Genomic DNA, 20,427 nt, shown 5'->3' with positions numbered 1-20,427 from the left:
CGAGTGAGTTGAACGGCGCGCGCACCGCGCGCCGAACGCCGACCGGAGACTTTCTGAATGGCGGATACAGGCAGCAACGAATACATCCTGCGCACCCATGATGTCGTCAAGCGATACAAGGCCGTGCTCGCGCTCGACCAGGTATCGATCAACATCCGGCGCGGCACGATCCACGGCCTGCTCGGCGAGAACGGCGCGGGCAAGTCCACGCTCGTGCGCCTCATCAGCGGGCAGACCGCGCCGAGCGAGGGGCGCATCGTCCTGGATGGCGAGGATGTGCAAGGCTCGGACGTCCAGCAGATGGAAGCGCGCGGCGTGTTCCTCGTCACGCAGGAACCGATGATCGTCGATTCCATGTCCGTCGCGGACAACCTCATGCTCGGCCGCTGGCCGCTCAAGCGCGGCATCGCGCGCCGTGTCGATCAGCGCGCGTTGATGGACAACGTGCAAGCCGCGCTCGAAGGCACGGACTTCGATCCGCTCATGCCCGCGCGGCAGCTTTCGGCGGTCGCCAAACGCAAGCTCAACATCCTGCGTGCGCTGCACAGCGGCGGCAAGCTGTTGATCCTCGATGAACCGACCACCGCGCTCACGCTCGCGGACCGCGAGCATCTGTTCGACTTCATGCGCAGCCTGAAGGCGCGGGGCGTGAGCTTCGTCTTCATCTCGCACTACAACGAAGAGATCCTCGATATCTGCGATGGCGTATCCGTGCTGCGCAACGGCAGGCTCGCGGGCGAGCACGACGACCTCTCGAAGATCGACTCGGACGGACTGTCGGAACTGGTGATCGGGCGCGATGTGCCCTTGTTCTATCGCGAACGGCGCGATGTCGCGCGAGTCGAGCGCGAAGGCTGGCGCGTCGAAGGGCTCGCCGCGCCGGGCATCGAAGTCGACCGGTTCGGCATTGCGCCGGGGGAGATCGTCGGCTTCGCGGGACTGCCGGGCTCGGGCGCGAAGGAATTCGCGCTCGCGCTCTTCGGCTCGAATCGCGCGACGCGCGGCCGGATCACGCACGACGGCAACACGAGCGCGCCGGCCGATCATCCGGGCGAGGCGTTCCAGCGCGGCATCGCGTATCTGTCGGACGACCGTCATCGCGACGGACTCGTCGGGCTGCAAAGCATCGCGCACAACATCACGCTGTCGAGCCTGAATCACGTGTCCCGCGCCGGTGTCATCGATTCGAATGCGGAACGCGGCGTCGTGCAGCGCTATTTCGAACGGTTTCGCGTGAAGGCGCCGACTGCCGAAGTGCTGCTCGGCACGCTCTCGGGCGGCAATCAGCAGAAGGTCTGCCTCGGCCGCGTGCTGGCGACCTCGCCGAAGCTGCTGATTCTCGACGAACCCACGCGCGGCATCGACGTGGGCGTGAAAGAGGAAGTGCATCGCATCATCGATACGCTGACGCGGGAAGGATTGAGCGTGATCGTCATCACGAGCGATCTCGACGAGATGGTGCGGATGGTCGATCGCGTGTCCGTGTTCGTCGGCGGGCGCATCGAACGGGAATACACCGGCGCCGATATCGAAAAGGACGCCATTCTGCAGGCCGCGTTCAACGTGGAGCCGGCATCGATCGATAGCGCTCGGCCGGAGCCGCTGGTGAGCCAATCATGAGGAGACAGTCCATGCAAACAGGAAGCGACCTTCCTTCGTCGCACGCCCCGGCAGCCCTTGCCGCTCATGCCGGCGGCGCGCCCGGCGCGAGACGCGGCAAGGCCGGCGTGCAATGGGTCTTTCAGAACGTCGTGTGGTTGTGGCTGGCGGCGCTCGTCGTGGTATTCGGCGTGCTCAATCCGTTCTTCTTCACGCTGTCCAATTTGCAGAACGTGCTGGTTCAGGCGACCGTGCTCGGCCTGCTTGCGCTCGCCGTGTCGATGCCGCTGATGGTCGCCGAAATCGACTTGTCGATCGCGAGCAACATGGGCTTCTCCGCCGCCATCGGCGCGATTCTCTCGACGCGCTTCGGACTGACGCCCGGCGTCGGCGTGCCGGTGGGCATCGCGGTGGCGACGGCAATCGGCTTCTTCAATGGCCTGTGCGTGACGCGGCTCAAGATGGTGTCGCTCATTCAGACACTGGCGGTCATGATCGTGCTGCAAGGCTCGCTGCTCGCGGTCACGCAGGGCAACACCATCTCGGACATGTCCACGGGCTATATCTGGATCGGCCAGTACACGATCGACAACTGGCCGGTCATGCCCATCGTCTTTCTGGTCGTGCTGATCGGCATGGGTTTCATGTTGCGCAAGACGGTGCTCGGCCGCTATCTGTACGCGACGGGCGGCAACGCGCTCGCCGCCAACTCGGCGGGCATCCGCGTGAATCGCGTCAAGATCATTGCGTTCACGCTGTCGGGCTTTCTCGCGGGCGTCGCGGGTTATCTCCTCGCCGCATGGCAGATGGCCATCACGTCGGATCAGGGCGAAGGCTTCCTGCTCTACGCCATCGCCGCGCCGATCATCGGCGGTGTGAGCGTGTTCGGCGGACGCGGCGGCGCGCTCGGCATTCTGGGCGGCGTGCTGCTGCTGACCGTGATTCACGTCGGCCTCGCGATCACCGAAGTGCCCTCGTTCTACGTGCAGATGATCGGCGGCATTCTGATCTTCATCGCGGTCGCGGTGGACGCCATCCGCGTCAACTTCGTTTCGCAATAACCTTGATCCGGACCATGACAGAACCTCGTGCGTGCGAGATGTATATCGATGGACGCTTCGGCAGCGAAAGCGTCCACGAGTGGATCGATGTCGTCAATCCGGCGACTGAGCAAGTCGTCGCCCGTGCGCCGGATGCGGACCAGCAGATCATCGATGAAGCCGTCGATGCCGCATCGCGTGCCTTCAAGAGCTGGCGCCGCGTCAACCCGTTCGAGCGTTCGCGCCTGCTGCATGCGATTGCCGATCACATCGCGCAGGACGAACGCGTCATCGCGTTGGCGATCACGACCGAGATGGGCAAGCCGCTCGCCGAAGCGCAGGGCGAGGCCCGCAAGCTCGCGAAGGCTTTCCACTACTACGCGGAAGAGGCGGTGCGAATCTACGGCGAAACCATTCCGAACGAAGAGGACGGCTTCGTCAGCTTCGTGGAAAAGGAGCCGGTCGGCGTGGTGGCGGCCATCGCACCGTGGAACTATCCGGTCGAACTGATCGGCTGGAAGCTCGCGGCGTCGCTGGCGGCGGGCTGCACCATCGTCGTGAAGCCATCGGAGTTCACGCCGTCGAGCGCCGAGGCCGTATTCCGCTGCGTGCATCGCGCGGGATTGCCGGCGGGCGTCGCCAATCTCGTGATGGGCGCGAAGGACGCGGGCAAGCGGCTCGTCGGGCATCCGCGCATCGACAAGGTGGCGTTCACGGGTTCCGGCAGCGCGGGCGAAGACATCTACAGGACGGTGCGCGGCATCACGGGGCTGTCGCTCGAACTCGGCGGAAGCTGTCCGCTGATCGTGACGGCGCACGCGGACCTCGATCTCGCGGTCGCGGGCACGCTGCGGCGCGCGTTCCGCAATGCCGGGCAAATCTGCATCTCGATCAATCGCGCCTACGTCCAGGAAGCGGTCTACGACACGTTCCTCGCGCGACTGGCCGACGGCGCGCGCAAGCTCGTCGTCGCCGATGGCATCGCACAGGAGCGCGCCGACGTCGGACCGATGGCCACGCGCGCCGGTCTCGACAAGGTGCGCCGTCATCTCGACGACGCTCGCGAACGCGGCGGCCGCATTCTTTGCGGCGGCGGCCGGCCCGACGCGATGGCATCGCATGAAAACGGCTTCTTCCACGCACCGACCGTGATTGCCGACGGCACGCCCGACATGCTCGTGATGCGCGAGGAGACCTTCGGCCCGGTGATCGGCGTTGCGCCCTACGAGCGGCTCGAGGACGCAATCGATGCGGCGAACGGCACGCCAGCGGGCCTCGCGGCCTATGCGTACACCGAGCACGTCAAGGAAACCTTTGCGCTGTCGCGCGAACTCGACTTCGGCAACGTCGCCATCAACAATGTCGATGCCGGCATCATGAACGCGCCGTACGGCGGCCGCAAGCAAAGCGGAACGGGCTACGAGCACGGACGCGAAGGGATGGAAGGCTATCTCCATCTCAAGCACGTGCGGTTGCGGCACGGCGCCTGAACCGCGCGCACGACGGCAACGCATACGCAAACGGAACGGGCATGGAACGCTATCTTCTGGGCATCGACGTCGGCACCTCCGCATGCAAGGTGATCGCGGTGGACGGCGCGGGCAATGTCGCGGCGAAGGCGCTGGCGGCTTATCCGCTCGTGTCGCCCCGGCCCGGCTGGGCCGAGCAGGACCCCGAGCACTGGTGGCAGGCGACGCAGGCCGCGCTCGCGCAGGTGCTCGATGCGCTGCCGGATCGCCGTGCCGTGGCGGGCATCGGGCTGTCGGGGCAGATGCATGGCCTCACCGCGCTCGACGAAGCCGATAACGTCCTGCGGCCCGCAATCCTCTGGTGCGATCAGCGCGCGGCGCCGTATTGCGATGAGATCACCGCGCGCGCGGGCGGTCTCGACGGCCTGCTCGAGCTCGTGCAGAACCGCATGCTGCCGGGTTTCACCGCAGGCAAGCTGCTGTGGATGCGCGAGCACGAGCCCGCGTTGTTCGCGCGCATGCGCCGGATGCTCAATCCTAAGGACTATCTTCGTCTGCGGCTGACCGGCGAGCATGTGACCGACGTATCCGATGCGTCCGGCACCGGTCTTTTCGATGTCCGCCGTCGCGAGTGGTCCGGCGCGCTGATGTCGCTGCTCGACTTGCCCGCGTCGCTGGTTCCGCAAGTCGTCGAGTCGACGGAGCGCGCGGGCGCCTTGCGGCGCGATCTCGCGCAGGCGTGGGGCTTGCCCGCCGATGTCCCCGTGTTCGGCGGCGGCGGCGACTCCGTCATCCAGACGACGTCGATGGGCGTCATCGACGCCGGACCGCTCGGCGTGACCATCGGCACGGCGGGTATCGTCGCGGGCGGACTGCGCGCATGTCCCGAGGCCACCGGACAGTTGCAGATCTCCTGCGGCAACGCGCCCGGACGCTGGCACGTGATGGGCGTGACGCTCTCCGCCGGCGGCGCGTTCGAATGGCTGCGGGGCGCGCTGCGGCGCATGGCGCCGGAGATATCGTTCGAGCGCATGACGGAACTCGCGCAGACGGCCGCGCCCGGTTCGGACGGACTGCTTTTCCTGCCGTATCTGCTCGGCGAACGATGCCCCCACGTGGCGGCGGACGGGCGCGCGTCGTGGATCGGCCTGACTTCCATGCACGATGCGGCTCACCTGGTTCGCAGCGTCATGGAAGGCGTGCTGCTGAACATTCGCGCGATCGCATCGCTGGGCGAGACGGCGGGTCTCGCGTGCGACGAAGTGCGCGTCTCCGGCGGCGCAACCGCCGAACCGCTGTGGCTTCGGATGCTGGCCGACGTGCTGCAACGCGAAGTGACCACCGTCACCGGCGCGTCCGAGGGCGGCGCGTACGGCGCGGTGCTGGCGGCGGGCGTGGGCGCGGGCTGGTGGACATCGCTCGACGAAGCGGCCGGCGCGTTGCGCGTGACGGACCGCGTGAGCCCGGACGCATCGCTCAAAGAGCTATACGACGCACGCTTCGACACCTTCCGCACGCTGTACGACACCCTGCGTCCGGTTTATCAACGCATCGCCATGGAGAACCCGACCCGATGACCGTCATTGAATCCATCCTCCAGGCGGAACGACCTGTCGATGCAGTCGTATTCGATCTCGACGGCACGCTCGTCGATACCGCGCCCGACATCGCGAGCGCCGTGAACCGCCTGCTCGCGACGCACGGCATCCCCGCCCAGACGGTCGGCTTCGTGGAGAAGTTCATCGGCGAAGGTTCGTACGGCCTGATCGACAAGCTGTACAAGGGGCTCGGTCTTGCGCTCGACGAGGAGCGCGTGAGCGCGGACGTTGAAACGTATCTGTCGATCTACAAGCAGCACCCGGTCGAGAAGGCGACCGTCTACGCCGATGCACTCGACGCCATTCCCGCGATGCACGCGGCCGGCGTGAAGCTGGGCGTCTGCACGAACAAGGCGCAGCAACTGGCGCAGGCCGTGCTCGCGCATTTCGGCATCGAGCGGTATTTCAGCGCGGTCGTGGGAGGCGATATGCTTGCGCAACGAAAGCCGCATCCCCGCCATCTGCTGATGACGCTCGAACAGATGAACGCCGCGCCCGAGCACACGCTCTATATCGGCGATACCCGCATCGACGCCGAGTGTGCGCAACGCGCGCAGGTTCGCTGTCTGATCGTCAACTGGGGCACCGGGCCCGAGGTTCCCGTGCCGGATGACAGGCGGCTCGATTCGTTCGCCGATTTAGTGACGAGGTGCGCCGCGCTCAACGCGTCGCGCCTGCCGGGAGCCTGATGAGAAACGACCTGTTGCGCCGTATCGCGCTCGAACACCCGACGCTCGCGGGCGCGACCTTGCGCATCGCCGATGTATTGCTGGGCGCGCCGGAAGCCGCGCTCAAGATGAGCATGGCCGAGCTGTCCGAGGCCGCGCAAACCAGCGACCCGACCGTGGTGCGCTTTTTCCGCCGCTTCGACTGCGCGGACTATCAGGACTTCAAGGTCCGGCTCGGTCAGGGACTGATCCCGCAGGCGCCGTTCGACTACGAAGCGATCACGAATGCCGATAGCCCCGCAAGCGTCTGCAGCAAGATCGTGAACAATTCGCTGCACGCGATCCAGCGTTTCGCGCGGGACGTGGATTCCGCGGCCATCGAGCGGGCAACGCAATATCTGATCGATGCGAAAGGCATCTTTCTGTTCGGCCTCGGCATATCCGAGACCATCGCCTTCGATGCCGAGCACAAGTTCTTTCGCCTCGGGCTGCATTGCCGCGTGGTGCTGGAAAGCCAGCGTCAACTGCTGCTCGCGCCGACCTTGCGTAACGATGAAGTCGCGGTCTTCTTCTCGCATTCGGGTTCGACGAAATCGCTCGTGATGGCCGCCGCGATGGCGAAAGGCAAGGGTGCCGTGACGATAGCGATCTGCGCGCCGGGCTCGCGGCTCGCGCAGACATGCGACCTGACCATCGCGGTGCCCGCGTACGAGAACACGGAGTTGTACACGCCACTCACGGCGCGGATCAATCACCTGCTCGTAGTGAACATGCTGGTCGCCATGCTGGGCTTGCGGCAAGGACGGGAATTGCCCGACAACCTCGCGGCGCTCGACCCCTGGTTCACCGACAAATTCATGGATTAGCCCTTGTTTCAAGGGCGTTTCGATAACAACGGAGACGCAATTGAGCACGCACATCGAACCGGGCTACGCCCGGCTGGAGCCGCAATCGAAACAGGACGAGGCGAAGCTCGTCTCGGGCATCAAGGCCGTCGACCACTACCTCGCGCCGGGCATGAAAGTGGGGCTCGGCTCCGGCACGACATCGCACTGGTTCGTGCGCGCGCTCGCGCCGCGCGTGAAGGACGGGCTCGATATCGTCGGCGTGCCCACATCCAATGCGACGCGCGAACTGGCGCTCGAGCTGGGTGTGCCGTTGACGGACCTGGGCCAGATCGACCGGCTCGACGTGACCATCGACGGCGCGGACGAGATCGACCATCAGGGCAGCATGATCAAGGGCGGCGGGGCGTGCCTGCTGTGGGAGAAGATCGTCGCGGCGGCATCGCGCAAGATGGTGGCGGTCGTCGATGACAAGAAGGTCTTCGACACGCTCGGGCGCTTTCCGCTGCCGATCGAAGTCATCCAGTTCGGCTGGCAGAGCACGGAGCGCCTGTTGCGCGAACTGTTCGTGTCGGCGGGATTCGACGCCGGGGTCAGGATCGAGCGGCGCATGAAGAACGGCGCGCTCGTCGTGACGGACAGCGGCAACTGGATTCTCGATTGCCATCTCGAAGCCATTCGCGATCCCCTTGCGCTCGCGCCGCGCTTCAACGCCATTCCCGGCGTGGTGGAGCACGGTCTCTTCACCGGCATCGCGAGCGAGATGATCGTGGGTCACGCGGACGGCACGGCGGACATCGTCGTATTCGATGGAGCGCGCCAATGAGCGACATCCCGAAAGAAAGCAGCGGCGCGACGCTCGATGTGTTCCGGCTCGACGGCGAAGTGTGCGTCGTCACCGGCGCGGCGCAGGGCATCGGGCTTGCGATTGCGAGGGCGCTGCGCAATGCGGGCGCGACGGTCGTCATCGCCGACCGGGAAGCGGCGCTCGGGCAGCGGGCCGCCGAAGCCGTGGACGGCGGCTTCGTCGCGCTGGACGTGACGGATTCCTCATCGGTCGATGCAGCTTTCGATGCCGTCGTCGCGCAGCACGGCAAGCTCGACGTGCTCGTCAACAACGCGGGCGTCGTCAGGAACGCTGCTGCGCTCGAAACCGACGACGCCGCCTGGCGCGCCGTGCTCGCCGTGAATCTCGACGGCGTGTTCTATTGCTGCCGCAGCGCCGCGCGTCACATGTCGCGGCAGAAGAGCGGGCGCATCGTCAACATCGCGAGCATGAGCGGCAGCATTGCGAACAAGCCCCAGCCGCAGGCCTCGTATAACGCATCGAAAGCGGGCGTCATTCATCTGACGCGTTCGCTCGCCGCCGAATGGGCGGCCGACGGCATCCGTGTGAACTCGATCTCGCCCGGATATGTCGGCACCGAACTGACCAAGCGCGGCTTCGAGAACGAAGCGTGGCGCAAGGTCTGGCTCGACTACACGCCGCTCGAACGCATGGCCACGCCGGACGAAATCGCGCCGGGCGTGGTCTTCCTCGCGTCGCGCGCGAGCGCGTTCGTGACGGGATCGGACATCGTGATGGACGGCGGCTACACGATATGGTGATGCACCGACTAACGGAGACGAGGCGCCTATGACCGCACTCGATGCAATTCACGCGTTGCGCGATGCACTCGGCGCAGACGTGGTGGCCTTGCCGGACGAATTCGGCGACAAACGGGTGGTGGACTGGAGCGGCTTGCCCGGCGCCGTGCCGCTCGCGCTGCTTCGTCCGCGCAATACCGGCGAAGTCGCGCAGGCGCTGGCGATCTGCACGCGCCATCGACAGCCGGTGGTGACGCAGGGCGGCCTGACCGGCCTCGTCGGCGGCGCGAACCTGCGTGGCGATGAAGTCGCGCTGAGTCTCGAGCGCATGAACCGCATCGTCGAAATCGATGCCGTCTCGGCGACGATGACGGTCGAAGCGGGCGTCGCGCTGCAGACCGTTCAGGAAGCGGCGAGCGCCGCGGGCTTCTACTTTCCGCTCGATCTCGGAGCGCGCGGCAGTTGCGTCATCGGCGGCAATCTCGCGACGAATGCGGGCGGCAATCGCGTCATCAAGTACGGCATGATGCGCGATCAGGTGTTGGGTGTCGAAGCGGTGCTCGCGAGCGGCGAGGTCATCGGCGGCCTCAACAAGATGATCAAGAACAACAGCGGCTATGACCTGCGCCATCTGTTGATCGGCAGCGAAGGCACGCTCGCGGTCATCACGCGCGTCGTATTGCGTCTTCGGCCGAAACCCACGGCTACTGCGACGGCATGGTGCGGATTGCCCGAGTTCGCGGCGGTGACGACGCTGCTCACGCGCGCGCAAGCCGGACTCGCGCCTGGCGTATCCGCGTTCGAAGTGATGTGGGCGGGCTATCACGATGCCGTCATCGCGAATCTCACGACGCTGCGCGCGCCGCTCGCCGAAGCGCATCCGTTCTACGTGCTGCTCGAAAGCGTCGGCACTGATCCCGCGAGACACAGCGAAGCCTTCGAGGAATTTCTCGGCGCGATGCTCGAAGCGGGCGTGGTGACCGATGCGGCGATTGCATCGTCGGAAGCGCACGCGCGCGATTTCTGGGCGATCCGCGATGCGCCCGGCGAATACCAGCGCTTCATCCCCAATCACGCCGCGTACGACGTGAGCTTTTCCATCGCCCAGGTCGGCGATGCCGCACAGCGTTGCGAAGCGCGTCTGCGCGAGCGCTGGCCCGACGCGCTCGTGATGACCTATGGCCATCTGGGCGACGGGAACATCCATATCGTCGTGGACGTGCCGGGCCTGGGCAAGCACGATCACGACGACATCGACCGCGTGATTTACGACGTGACACGCGAGTTCGACGGCTCGATTTCGGCCGAGCACGGCATCGGCACGAAGAAGCGCGACTATCTCCCGCAAAGCCGCCGGCAAACCGATATCGCGGCGATGCGCGCCATCAAGTCGGCGCTCGATCCGCTCGGCATTCTCAACCCCGGCAAAGTGGTGTGACGATGAAGCCATCCGTTTCGAACTGGCCCGAGCCGCGCGCGTTCAACGTCGATCTGTCGAGCGGCTTGATGGAAGGCACGGGCACGCGCTATCAGAAGCGCCTGAAGGACCTCCAGGGCCTGTACGCCGATGCCGAAGCCTTCGCCGCGCTCGTTGCAACGCACGGCGATGACATCGTGTACGACGTGACGGATCATCGCCCGAGCGATGCGCCCGGCGATCTGATCACGGGTGTCACGCGCATGACCCCCGGCAAAGTGGGCGACGAGTTCTTCATGACGCGCGGGCACATTCACGCGAACATCGACAGGCCCGAGCTGTACTTCGGGCTCAAGGGGCGCGGGCTCATGCTGATGGAATCGCCCGATGGCGATACGCGCATCGTCGACATCGCGGCGCATACGGTGTGCTACGTGCCGCCTCGATGGATTCACCGGTCAGTCAATCTGGGCGCCGATGACTTCGTGATGCTGTTCTGCTATCCCGCGGATGCCGGGCAGGATTACGCGATCATCGAGCGCGCCAACGGCATGAAGCTGCGCATTGTCGACGATGGCGACGGCGGCTATCGCAGCGAGACGAATCCGGCGTACGTGGCGCGCGATGAGGCGCAAATCGCCGAACTGCTGGCACGGACGGAGCGCGCACGATGACCTACGAAGCGGCAGGCAAGCCCACGTTCTGGTTCATCGGCGTGACGACCGCGCAAAGTTCGATCATGCGTGTGTTTCCCGAGTGGGCCAGGCATCTCGGTCTGGGCGACGTCGAGATAAAGGGCATGGACTTCGCGCCGCATGCGGATGCCGCGAAGTATCGCGAGGCGGTGCGCTTCCTGCGCGACGATCCGCTTTCTCTCGGCGCGCTGGTCACGACGCACAAGATCGATCTCTACGCCGCGTGCCACGACCTTTTCGATGACATCGACGAATACGCGCGGACGATGGGCGAAACCAGTTGCCTGTCGAAGCGCGATGGCAGGTTCGTCTGCCACGCGAAGGACCCGATCACGGCGGGCTTCGCGCTCGATGGTTTCCTGCCCGCGCAGCACTTTTCCGCGTCGGCTGCCGAAGTGTTCGTGATGGGCGCGGGCGGATCGGCCATTGCGATCACGTGGCATCTGATGCAGAAGGATCGCGGCGCGGACCGGCCTGCGAGCGTGATCGTGTCGGACCCGTCGCGCGAGCGGTTGGAAGAGATCGAGCGCATTCATCGTGAGCTGGACCTCGGCGTGCCATGCGAGTACATACTCGTCTCGCAATCCGGGGACAACGATCGCGTGATGACGCGCCTTTCGCCGGGCGCGCTCGTCATCAACGCGACGGGACTCGGCAAGGACGCGCCCGGCTCGCCGCTCACGCAGGCGGCCGTGTTTCCCGAACGCGCGATCGTATGGGAGCTCAACTATCGCGGCGAACTGGTGTTTCTGGATCAGGCGCGGACACAGCAGGATCGGAAGCGCTTGCAGGTCGAGGACGGCTGGACTTACTTCATTTATGGCTGGACGCGCGTGATGGCGGAAGTTTTTCACGTCGATATTCCGACGCGCGGACCGGCTTTCGAGGCGCTCTGCCGCATTGCCGCCGATGCCGGCAAGCCCGCGCCGCGCGCAGGCGCCGCCTGACGCGGTGGCCGATGGACAGCTTCTACCTGGCGATCGATGTCGGCACGGGCAGCGTGCGTGCCGCGCTCGTGGATGCGCGCGGCGTCGTGAGGGGCATTGCCGCGCACGAGCATGAACAGATCGTGCCGCGTTATGGCTGGTCGGAGCAGCGTCCCGCCGACTGGTGGTCGGGCGCGGCGCGTTCCATCCGCGAAGTGCTCGCGAGCGTTCCGGGCGCGGCGGCGCGCGTGGTTGCCGTGTGCGCGTGCGGCCAGATGCACGGCACGGTTCTGATCGATGCGGATGGAAACCTGACGCGCGACACCGCGCCGCTCTGGAACGACAAGCGCACGAGCGCCGAAGTGGCGGCGTTTCGCGCGCGGGCCGATTACGCGTCGCATGCGAGGCAGACCGCGAATCCCGCGACGCCTGCGTGGCCCGCGTTCAAGCTGCAGTGGATCAGGGCGAACGATCCGGTCGCATTCGAGCGCGCGGCGACCGTGTTCATGCCGAAGGACTACGTGAACTTCCGGCTGACGGGCGAGCGTGCATGCGACTGGAGCGATGCATCGACCAGCTTTCTGATGGATGCATCGACCCGCACGTGGTCCCGGCCGCTATTCGACGCGTTCGGCCTCGATGTCTCGAAGCTCGCGCCGATTCGCGCGCCGAACGAAATACTGGGCGGCGTGACGCAGGGTGCGGCGAGGGAGACCGGCTTGCGCGAGGGTACGCCGGTGCTCGTCGGCGGCGCGGATTATCCGGTATCGGTGCTCGGCTCGGGCGTTCATGCGCCGGGGCTGGCGTCGGATATCACGGGGACGTCGTCGATCATCACGGTGATCGCCGATACGCCGATGCTGCATCCCGATGTCTCCAATCTCGTCACATGCGACGGCTCGTGGGGCCGCTTCATGCTGCTCGATTCCGGCGGCGATGCGATGCGCTGGGCGAGGCGCGCATTTCATGAGAATGCCTTGTCCTACGATGTCATCACGGAGAAGGCGGCGAGCGCGCCCGTCGGTTCCGATGGCCTCTTCTTTCTGCCGTACCTGACGGGCGAGCGTCTTGGCGACCACGCCAATTCGCGCGCGCAGTTTTTCGGCATCACGGCGAAGCATGGGCTGGGGCATCTGCATCGCGCTGTGCTGGAGGGCGTGGCTTTTGCGGTGCGGCGTCAGATTGCGCTGCTTCGGCCGGAAGGCGGCGGGATCGAGCGGATCGTGGCGGCGAGCGGCGGGGCGAGGGCGGCGCTGTGGCTCGCGATCAAGGCAAGCATGTATCGCACGCCGATTCTCGTTCCTGCCGAAGTGGAGTGCGGCGTGTTGGGCTGCGCTGTCCTCGCGGCCACTGCATATGGGCAGTTTGCGCGGCTTTCGGATGCGGTCAGCGCGTTCGTCAGGTTCGACGGTGAAGTGCAGCCGGACGAGTGCGCGAGCGACAGGTACGATCGCATGATGCCGATCTTCGAGCGGGTTTATGCGGGGGCGCAGGAGATTTATGACGAGTTGGATGGGTTGGGGGTGGAGTAGGTGGACGGGGGATCGGTGAGGGTGTGTGGCGGGGGCGGGGGATAGCCGGTTAGGGGGGCTTGTCGGGGCACGGCTTGCTTCAACGGGGAGGGGATCGCGGCAGCGGTAAGCGTTGTCCAGACGTAGGGCGCCGGGCGAGTGATTGTCATGCGTGAAGGGGTGGTTATCGACCGTTGCGGTCATTCGAGCATCGGCTTTGTTCAGGCGGCTGACCGCCGCTTTCCGGCCGTTCGCACGTCAGCCTGTCTCGAATGACCGGTCACGCCGTCCGCCAATGTGAACTCCCGACCCTCTTCGGCCCGTCGTCATCCGTTGTTTCTTTGACCGTTCCCGGGCGATACCCGTCATCTGGGTTCGATCGACTTCGGCGTCGTAGACCTCGCTTTGAATTACAAAAACGCAAGCCTCACTTTTACATCCCGGATCTGCAAGGCCCTTCCACACCAACTAGAGTCGAACAGATGCATCTTTAGTAGCAGGCGAAGCATTGAAATATCTCCGTTCGCGTAAAGACATTGCACGGATCTTGTCCGACACGCGCCGTCAGACGCCGCAATGAGCTCAAGCCTTGGCAGCGACCGGGAGTCGGAATGGCGCACCGAGACGGTTAAAAGCGTTCATCGCGGCAATCGTTATCGTGAGGTCGACGAGATCCTTCGGCGCGAATGCCGCTGAGGCCGCTGCATAGGCTTCATCCGAAGCGTGCGTTTCGCTGACGCGCGTCACCTCTTTGGCCCAGGCGAGAGCTGCGCGCTCCTGATCGGAGAACAGGTGCGAGACCTCGTCCCACACCGGTACCAGCGCGATCTTGTCGATGGACATCGTCTTTCTGAGATCACGACTATGCTTGTCGATGCAATGAGCGCATCCATTGATCTGGGAAACGCGGAGGAACACAAGATGAATAAGCTCCTCGGGCAGGTTGGTGCTTCTCGTCACATAGTGATGGACACCCAGAAGCGCCTTTGCGCCGTCCGGGGCGATCTCGTGCCAGTTCAAGCGGGTCATCTTCGTCCTTTACCTTTTGTCCGTTGAAAATGTCTCCTGCGCTTACAGGCGCAGGTCGGTTACTTCACCTTTGCGCACGGCTTGTGACGTTACGCCGGCGATGCTGAGCGGAGTTTTCCTGCTGGCGAAGCCGTCCGACAGCGCCGCATGGTCGCGCACGTTTCAAATCAAGTCGTGAACGTCAGTGACGCATCAGGCCGTTGCCGTATTCGTCAGACGTGTGCGATCCAGCCAGTCGCCGAGACTCATGCGGCCCTGCCGCATCTGGCCTGTCGGCACGAGCGAATTTTCGGCCATCGAGCCGCCGAAGTAGGTTGCGTTGTCGTCGGCGACCACCCTGCGCGCGTCACGCGTAGCGCGCAGATAGGTGCCGATGAACGCATGCATTGCGCCGCGCTCGGGACCGGCGATATCCACGATGCCGTCGAGCGGCACGCCCAGGGCGATCTCCACGATGATGGCCGCGACATCGTCGGCGGCGATGGGCTGGAACTGATGCGCTGAAAGACGCACATTGCCCTCGGCGGTGCTCAGATCGGCGATGGTGCCGAGAAACTCCATGAACTGCGTGGCACGCACGATCGAATAAGGCACGGGCGATGCCGCAATCAGCCGTTCCTGCACGCACTTCGCCGCGAAGTATGCATTGCCCTCCATCCGATCCACGCCGACGATCGACAGCGCCACATGGTGCTGCACGCCCGCTTTGCGCTCGGCCTCAAGGAGATTGCGCGTCGCCTCGCGGAAGAAACACGTAACGGCATCGCCTTCGTACGTCGGCGGATTGGTCACGTCGATCACGGCATGCGCGCCGCGCAGTGCGTCGTCCAGGCCCGCGCCGGTGATCGCGTTGACGCCCGTGCTCGGCGATGCGGCGACCGCCTCATGTCCCTTCTCGCGCAACAAGGCCACAGCCTTCGCACCGATCAGCCCGGTCCCTCCGATGACGACGATCTTCATGACACACCTCGTTCAATTGGTGAAAGTGAAATCATTGTGTGAGAATCATGTCTTGGTTAGAAGGGACAAGAATCGTCGATCTGACTAGTCCAAGGATCACGCATGCGGAATCCGCAACACGCACTGAAGATCGATATCGACCGGCGCCAGACACTGCCGATCTATTTGCAGATCTGCGAGCGCTTCAAGGCCGCGATCGGGGCGAGACACCTCAAGCCCGGCGACCGCGTTCCCGCACTGCGCGCGCTTGCCACGCAGCTCAACACGGCGCGCGGCACGGTGGAAACGGCCTACGACATACTCGTCGACGAGGGCTATCTCCAGATGCGCGGCGCGGCGGGCACTTTTGTGTCGTCGTCGCTGCCGGCATCGGTTGTGAACTCGGCAGCGCCTCGGGTACGAGAATGCGCAGATGTGCCGCGCGCGAAACCGGCACCGGCAATAGGACTCGGCCATGAAGCCCGCCCGCTGCGTCCCGGATTGCCCGCGCTGGATGCTTTTCCGCGCAAAGTGTGGAGCCGCATCATCGCGCATCGGGCGCGCAGCGTAGATTTAGCCTCGCTCACTTATCCCGACCCCGCCGGCTTCGGGCCGCTTCGCGAACGCGTTGCGACTTATCTGGGCCTGTCGCGTGGTGTCGAGTGCGAGCCAGAACAGGTGTTCGTGACGAGCGGTTATCGCGCGTCGCTTGAACTCATTCTGCGCAGTCTTGCGAAACCGAACGACAGCGCCTGGTTCGAAGAGCCGGGCTATTTTCTGGCGCGCGACTTTCTCAATCAGGCGGGGCTGAAGCTCGCGCCGGTGCCGGTAGATCACGACGGGATCGACGTCGATGCCGGGCAGGCGCACGCGCCGCACGCGCGCTTCGCCATCGTGACGCCGTCGCATCAAAGTCCGCTCGGCGCGACGCTTTCGCTGGCGCGGCGCATGAAGCTGCTCGACTGGGCGGGACGCACGGGAAGCTGGATCGTCGAGGACGACTATGACAGTGAGTTTCGTTACGCCGGGCGACCGCTGCCCGCGCTGAAGAGCCTCGATGTCGACGACCGCGTGATCTACTGCGGCACCTTCAGCAAGGTCTTGTTTCCCGGGCTGCGGCTGTCTTATGTGGTCGTTCCCGAGCGGGCCATTGCACGCTTCGCGCAACTCACGACGAGCATGAACGCCGGACCGCCTTACCTGTTGCAGGCGGCCGTCGCGGACTTCATCGCACAAGGGCATTTTGCGCGGCATCTGAAGCGCATGCGCGCGCTCTACGCGGAGCGCCGCGAGGTCTGCGCCCGGGCATTGGAAAAAGCGTTCGGGGAGAAGGTACGCATCGAGCGGCCGTCGGGCGGCATGCATCTCGTGATGCTGTTCAACAACGTCAGCGGCGTCCCCGTCGACGATCTCGCCATTGCCGCGCGTGCGCAGGAAGCCGGGCTGGCGGTGAGCGCGCTGTCGTCGTGGCATATCGGCGCGCGCACGAAGCGCACCTTGCGCGGCGTGGTGCTCGGCTTCGCGAACGTTGCGGACGAAGCCGAAGCGACGCGGCTCGTGCGCCAGTTGCGGCGCGCGTATGACGGCTAGAGCGTCACGGTGGCGTTCTGAGTGTTGAAGAGATCGTGTTGCGCGAGCGCTTCGCGCGCCGCCTTCATTGCTTCGGTCACGGCTGCCTCGCCGCGCACGAGACCTTGCAGCAGCAGAAAATGCACATTCGTTACGCCGATGCAACCGAGCGCATAACGCAGATACGGCGAGAGGAAATCGCGCTGTAACGCATGCTCGCCGCTGTGATGACCACCCGAGCCGACGATGACGAATGCCGGCCGATCGCGCAACAGTCCCACCTTTCCTTCCGGCGTGCTGGCGAAGGTGCGATGAATGCGCAACACGTAATCGATCCACAGCTTGAGCGCGGCGGGCACCGTGAAGTTGTGCATCGGCGTGTTGATGATGAGCACGTCCGTGGTTTCGATCTCGCGGATCAGTTGTTCGGAAAGTTCGAAATGGCGCTCATCCGGCTCGCGCGACGTGATGGCGCGCGCGTAGTCGCTGGTGAGCGGCGGCAAAGGATATGCGGCAAGGTCCCGGCTAACCATGTGGCTTTGCGCGCGTGCGCCGAGCTTCCTGATCATGTCGAGCGCAAGCTGATAGCCGTGGCTGGCTTCGCGATGCGGGCTGGCATTAATGAACAGCACCTTCATTGCGCGGCCTCCTTGTGGATCGGCTGAAGCGACTCGACGAAATGCATGCCTTTTGCAAGCAGGCCGTTGCGGAAGTAAAAGCGCTGCGCGAACGGCATGTGCAGGCCGGTATCGAGTACGAGATGCGCGCAATCAGAACGATGCGCGATGTCGCGGACCTGGTCGAGCAGCCCCGCACCGATGCCGCTGCGTTGCTGCCGCGCGGTAACAATGAGGTCGTCGACATAGAGGAAACGACCGTACAGCGTATTCATCTGCAGACGATAGCCGGCGAGGCCGAGGATGGCGCCCGATGCGTCGCGAGCGGCCAACAGGCGATAGTGTTCTTCATGCTGACGCCGGACCTGTGCAGCGAAGCAGGTGGCGTCTCGCAGATGCGGACGCAGTTCCTGCATGATTGGAAAGGCTTCGGCCCATTCGTCGGGCGAATCAAGATGCTGGAATTCGGGCGGTATGTTCATTGGCGTTCTCCACAGTTCATGACACACACGATATCGGAGCGATGACTTAGTCATAAGGGCCAAAAATCGTGTCACGGACTAGTCCATCGGATCGACTGGTAATGCGTTGTCTATTGCGACGACTACCGGGTGGTCAATGAAAACTTCAACGCGGCCGGCCCCTCGTTGCGAGGTCAGAGAGAATCACCTGTTCGCATCCCTCGTCCGAGCGGTGGACGGGGCATCCAGGGTGCGCCGATGGCGACGGCTCACCCAAACTGCACGATGGTGTGTGTAGCGCGATCCATCGCATTGAGCTGGCGCAGTCCGGCCAGTTGCAGACGCTCGTCATGCCCGCCTAGCAGTCGCCCGAACGACTGTTGCACGTCCGTTTGCGGCCGTTGGGTCACCGGCACAGAAAGATGAATCGAGCCTGGGTGGCCGAGAGGCGCAGATGAACGAAATTGAACAGGTCGCTAACCGGGACGCTCGGACCGAGAATACAAAGAGGACCGGCGACCTCTGCTTTGCGCCATTGGAGAACGGCGTCGCGACGGCGACGGAGATCGCCGCCAACATTCCAACGCCGGTTGCCGTTGCGGTCGATAGATAGGGGCGAAAAAACTAACCTATTTCCACTAAGAGTCACGGTCGGTTCCGGGCGCAAATCAACACCCGCTGGCTCATCGTCGCAAAGTCTCCAATAACAGCTTGCGGAACCATTGGTTGCCTTCGTCCGACCCGTAGAGCTCATGCCAGTGAATCGTCGATTCAAAATGCGGCAGGTCAATGGGCGGCGGGTACACCGCGAATTGATTCGCGTCGTTGAAGATGTCGGCGACGCCGCGAGGCAGGGTTACCATCCAGTCGGTGCGCAAGAGTATCTCCGGCGTTACGTTGAAGTGGGACACGCGCAGCGCAATGCGGCGATACAGTCCGCCGAGCCGCAAAGACTCCTCGATCAACACGTGACTCCGATCCAACGATGCGACTGCGACGTGAGACATTTGCTGGAACTGTTCCGCAGTAAGTCGCCTGGCCGGCATGCCGGGCCGCTTGCGGGTCATGCAAGCGTACTCATCTTTGAACAGCAGCGCGTGCTCCGTTGTCGTCTTCAGCGATGGCAGGTTCCCGATGGCGAAATCGAGCTGCCCGAGCCGCATGCGTTCTTCAACTTCAGTGTGACCCTGCCTCCTTTCCACGTACAGCAAATTATGCAGCGATCATCCTAGCCTCGTAATCGACGGGAGTGGAGAAATCGATAGAGGTGTGCAGGCGTTGTCGATTGTAGTAGCCCTCAATCCAGTCGACGATATCCAGACGAGCCTGAGCGCGGGTTTCGTAGCGAACCTGATAGATTCGCTCGACTTTCAGGGTTTTGAAGAAGCTTTCCATTGGCGCGTTGTCCCATGCATTAGCGCGACGGCTCATCGAAACGTTCATCTTGAAGTCGGCGGCCAGTTTTCGGTACGCCCGACTTGCATATTGACTTCCGCGATCGGAATGTAACAACAACCCTGGCGGGGGCTTACGGTGCCAGCACGCGCCGCGCAGTGCCTGGCAGACCAGTTCCGCGTTGATGCGCTCTGACATTGACCAGCCTACGATGCGTCGGCTTGCCAGATCCAGAATGGCAGCTAGGTATAACCAACCTTCGCCGGTCCTGATGAAGGTGATGTCGCTGACCCAAGCCTGATCGGGCTGCCAGCCGTCAAAACGACGATCAAGCAGGTTGGGAGCCACCGGTAAGCGGTGTGTCGAATCCGTCGTCACCCGATACGGGCGTTTATAGACCGGCCGCAGCTCTAAGCGTTGCAGGCTACGGCGTACACGCTCAGCGCTGGCCGGCTGGCCCTGGATCCTTAATTGCCTTACGATCCGAGGACGGCCGTAGCTGCCGCGACTGGCGCGATGAATCGCTGCCACCTCCCGATCAAGCGCGGCGTTGGCCTGCGCTCGCTGACTTGGCCCGCGCTTACGCCACTGGCAATATCCGCTGCGCGACACCGTCAGGATGTGACACAGCCGAGTAACACTGTACTGGTCGCGGTGCTCGTCGATCCATGCGTACTTCACCGCGACCCCTTCACGAAGTACGCCGTCGCTTTTCGAAGGATCTCGATATCAAGTCGCGCACTGGCGAGCTCTTTGCGAAGGCGGCTGTTCTCCGCCTCCAGTTCGTTGACCGGGCGCGTCGGTCGCGTGCTCTTCACTTCGTGACTGTCGACCTCGCCGATACGTTGAGCAGCGCGACTGCGTCGACTCCAATTGCCCAAGGTTGCCACGGGCACTCCAAGCCTACGCGCGGCTTCGTGCTGCCCGACTGATTCGGCAAGCCTAATGGCCTCGACCTTGAACTCGTCCGTGTACTGCCGCTTTGGCACTAGCTTCTCTGACATTAAAACCTCCGTACAAACAGAAATTAGCAAATTCCTGCTGTACGTGAAATCGAGGCAT

General features: G+C 64.1%; 19 protein-coding genes. 13 read left to right on the top strand and 6 right to left on the bottom strand.

Features of this window, described 5'->3' with window-relative positions; genetic code table 11:
* Positions 1-57 precede the first annotated feature (57 nt).
* From P9220_RS25350 to P9220_RS25295, 12 genes are read left to right on the top strand one after another with little or no spacing between them, the layout of a single operon-like run.
* Positions 58-1,620: a sugar ABC transporter ATP-binding protein gene (locus tag P9220_RS25350; protein WP_309768602.1), complete on the top strand. Its 1,563-nt coding sequence runs from the start codon at positions 58-60 to the stop codon at positions 1,618-1,620.
* An 11-nt stretch (positions 1,621-1,631) separates the two neighbouring features.
* Positions 1,632-2,660 (top strand): ABC transporter permease, encoded by a 1,029-nt coding sequence (locus tag P9220_RS25345; protein ID WP_309768601.1) that lies wholly within the window; start codon positions 1,632-1,634, stop codon positions 2,658-2,660.
* 14 nt (positions 2,661-2,674) lie between these two features.
* The gene (locus tag P9220_RS25340; RefSeq protein WP_309768600.1) at positions 2,675-4,129 is read left to right on the top strand and encodes an aldehyde dehydrogenase family protein; all 1,455 of its coding nucleotides are present in this window, start codon (positions 2,675-2,677) and stop codon (positions 4,127-4,129) included.
* 41 nt (positions 4,130-4,170) lie between these two features.
* A complete protein-coding gene (xylB, locus tag P9220_RS25335; RefSeq protein WP_309768599.1) occupies positions 4,171-5,685 on the top strand; it encodes a xylulokinase in 1,515 nt (504 codons plus the stop codon).
* The gene (locus tag P9220_RS25330) at positions 5,682-6,395 is read left to right on the top strand and encodes an HAD-IA family hydrolase (RefSeq protein ID WP_309768598.1); all 714 of its coding nucleotides are present in this window, start codon (positions 5,682-5,684) and stop codon (positions 6,393-6,395) included. The genes xylB and P9220_RS25330 overlap by 4 nt, the downstream gene beginning before the upstream one ends.
* Entirely contained in the window at positions 6,395-7,240 is an 846-nt protein-coding gene (locus P9220_RS25325; RefSeq protein ID WP_309768597.1) for an SIS domain-containing protein, read from the top strand. The genes P9220_RS25330 and P9220_RS25325 overlap by 1 nt, the downstream gene beginning before the upstream one ends.
* Before the next feature lie 40 nt (positions 7,241-7,280).
* Positions 7,281-8,045 (top strand): ribose-5-phosphate isomerase RpiA, encoded by a 765-nt coding sequence (gene rpiA, locus P9220_RS25320; protein WP_309768596.1) that lies wholly within the window; start codon positions 7,281-7,283, stop codon positions 8,043-8,045.
* Entirely contained in the window at positions 8,042-8,827 is a 786-nt protein-coding gene (locus P9220_RS25315) for an SDR family oxidoreductase (protein WP_309768595.1), read from the top strand. Before rpiA ends, P9220_RS25315 begins: the two co-directional genes overlap by 4 nt.
* 28 nt (positions 8,828-8,855) lie before the next feature.
* On the top strand, positions 8,856-10,244 hold the full coding sequence (locus tag P9220_RS25310) for an FAD-binding oxidoreductase (protein ID WP_309768594.1): 1,389 nt from the start codon (positions 8,856-8,858) through the stop codon (positions 10,242-10,244).
* Between the two features lie 2 nt (positions 10,245-10,246).
* Positions 10,247-10,897: a glucose-6-phosphate isomerase gene (locus tag P9220_RS25305; protein ID WP_309768593.1), complete on the top strand. Its 651-nt coding sequence runs from the start codon at positions 10,247-10,249 to the stop codon at positions 10,895-10,897.
* The gene (locus P9220_RS25300) at positions 10,894-11,865 is read left to right on the top strand and encodes a shikimate dehydrogenase (protein WP_309768592.1); all 972 of its coding nucleotides are present in this window, start codon (positions 10,894-10,896) and stop codon (positions 11,863-11,865) included. Before P9220_RS25305 ends, P9220_RS25300 begins: the two co-directional genes overlap by 4 nt.
* A gap of 11 nt (positions 11,866-11,876) precedes the next feature.
* Positions 11,877-13,376 (top strand): FGGY family carbohydrate kinase, encoded by a 1,500-nt coding sequence (locus tag P9220_RS25295; RefSeq protein WP_309768591.1) that lies wholly within the window; start codon positions 11,877-11,879, stop codon positions 13,374-13,376.
* Between the two features lie 561 nt (positions 13,377-13,937).
* Here P9220_RS25295 and P9220_RS25290 read toward each other — a convergent pair.
* Together P9220_RS25290 and P9220_RS25285 are read right to left on the bottom strand one after the other, a co-directional pair.
* Entirely contained in the window at positions 13,938-14,384 is a 447-nt protein-coding gene (locus tag P9220_RS25290; RefSeq protein ID WP_309768590.1) for a carboxymuconolactone decarboxylase family protein, read from the bottom strand.
* A gap of 192 nt (positions 14,385-14,576) precedes the next feature.
* On the bottom strand, positions 14,577-15,344 hold the full coding sequence (locus P9220_RS25285) for an NAD(P)H-binding protein (RefSeq protein ID WP_309768589.1): 768 nt from the start codon (positions 15,342-15,344) through the stop codon (positions 14,577-14,579).
* Between the two features lie 102 nt (positions 15,345-15,446).
* Here P9220_RS25285 and P9220_RS25280 point away from each other — a divergent pair, with 102 nt between their 5' ends.
* A complete protein-coding gene (locus P9220_RS25280) occupies positions 15,447-16,913 on the top strand; it encodes a PLP-dependent aminotransferase family protein (protein ID WP_309768588.1) in 1,467 nt (488 codons plus the stop codon).
* Here the strand turns inward: P9220_RS25280 and P9220_RS25275 are convergent.
* From P9220_RS25275 to P9220_RS25260, 4 genes are all read right to left on the bottom strand, one after another.
* Positions 16,910-17,530 carry an NAD(P)H-dependent oxidoreductase gene (locus P9220_RS25275; RefSeq protein WP_309768587.1) on the bottom strand — a complete coding sequence of 207 codons (621 nt, stop codon included), beginning with the start codon at positions 17,528-17,530 and terminating at the stop codon, positions 16,910-16,912. The two genes, P9220_RS25280 and P9220_RS25275, sit on opposite strands and share 4 nt — an antisense overlap.
* A complete protein-coding gene (locus tag P9220_RS25270; protein WP_309768586.1) occupies positions 17,527-17,991 on the bottom strand; it encodes a GNAT family N-acetyltransferase in 465 nt (154 codons plus the stop codon). Before P9220_RS25270 ends, P9220_RS25275 begins: the two co-directional genes overlap by 4 nt.
* A 662-nt stretch (positions 17,992-18,653) precedes the next feature.
* The gene (locus P9220_RS25265; protein WP_309768928.1) at positions 18,654-19,172 is read right to left on the bottom strand and encodes a LysR substrate-binding domain-containing protein; all 519 of its coding nucleotides are present in this window, start codon (positions 19,170-19,172) and stop codon (positions 18,654-18,656) included.
* 10 nt (positions 19,173-19,182) lie between these two features.
* Positions 19,183-20,369 (bottom strand): IS3 family transposase gene (locus P9220_RS25260; protein ID WP_309766881.1). Its coding sequence is split into 2 segments (ribosomal slippage): positions 19,183-20,075 and positions 20,075-20,369, totalling 1,188 coding nucleotides; the frame shifts between segments, so codons are not numbered across the junction.
* Between the last annotated feature and the right edge of the window lie 58 nt (positions 20,370-20,427).

The sequence above is a fragment of the Caballeronia sp. LZ016 genome, assembly GCF_031450805.1.
Classification (GTDB): Bacteria; Pseudomonadota; Gammaproteobacteria; order Burkholderiales; family Burkholderiaceae; genus Caballeronia.
This window is presented reverse-complemented; position numbering and strand designations above follow the sequence as displayed.

Coding starts and splice junctions, on each gene's coding strand:
- P9220_RS25290 (WP_309768590.1), bottom strand. CDS start 14,384: ATGACCCGCTTGAACTGGCACGAGATCGCCCCGGACGGCGCAAAGGCG.
- P9220_RS25315 (WP_309768595.1), top strand. CDS start 8,042: ATGAGCGACATCCCGAAAGAAAGCAGCGGCGCGACGCTCGATGTGTTC.
- P9220_RS25310 (WP_309768594.1), top strand. CDS start 8,856: ATGACCGCACTCGATGCAATTCACGCGTTGCGCGATGCACTCGGCGCA.
- P9220_RS25340 (WP_309768600.1), top strand. CDS start 2,675: ATGACAGAACCTCGTGCGTGCGAGATGTATATCGATGGACGCTTCGGC.
- P9220_RS25325 (WP_309768597.1), top strand. CDS start 6,395: ATGAGAAACGACCTGTTGCGCCGTATCGCGCTCGAACACCCGACGCTC.
- P9220_RS25285 (WP_309768589.1), bottom strand. CDS start 15,344: ATGAAGATCGTCGTCATCGGAGGGACCGGGCTGATCGGTGCGAAGGCT.
- P9220_RS25305 (WP_309768593.1), top strand. CDS start 10,247: ATGAAGCCATCCGTTTCGAACTGGCCCGAGCCGCGCGCGTTCAACGTC.
- P9220_RS25345 (WP_309768601.1), top strand. CDS start 1,632: ATGCAAACAGGAAGCGACCTTCCTTCGTCGCACGCCCCGGCAGCCCTT.
- P9220_RS25295 (WP_309768591.1), top strand. CDS start 11,877: ATGGACAGCTTCTACCTGGCGATCGATGTCGGCACGGGCAGCGTGCGT.
- P9220_RS25280 (WP_309768588.1), top strand. CDS start 15,447: ATGCGGAATCCGCAACACGCACTGAAGATCGATATCGACCGGCGCCAG.
- P9220_RS25330 (WP_309768598.1), top strand. CDS start 5,682: ATGACCGTCATTGAATCCATCCTCCAGGCGGAACGACCTGTCGATGCA.
- xylB (WP_309768599.1), top strand. CDS start 4,171: ATGGAACGCTATCTTCTGGGCATCGACGTCGGCACCTCCGCATGCAAG.
- P9220_RS25350 (WP_309768602.1), top strand. CDS start 58: ATGGCGGATACAGGCAGCAACGAATACATCCTGCGCACCCATGATGTC.
- P9220_RS25270 (WP_309768586.1), bottom strand. CDS start 17,991: ATGAACATACCGCCCGAATTCCAGCATCTTGATTCGCCCGACGAATGG.
- P9220_RS25275 (WP_309768587.1), bottom strand. CDS start 17,530: ATGAAGGTGCTGTTCATTAATGCCAGCCCGCATCGCGAAGCCAGCCAC.
- P9220_RS25300 (WP_309768592.1), top strand. CDS start 10,894: ATGACCTACGAAGCGGCAGGCAAGCCCACGTTCTGGTTCATCGGCGTG.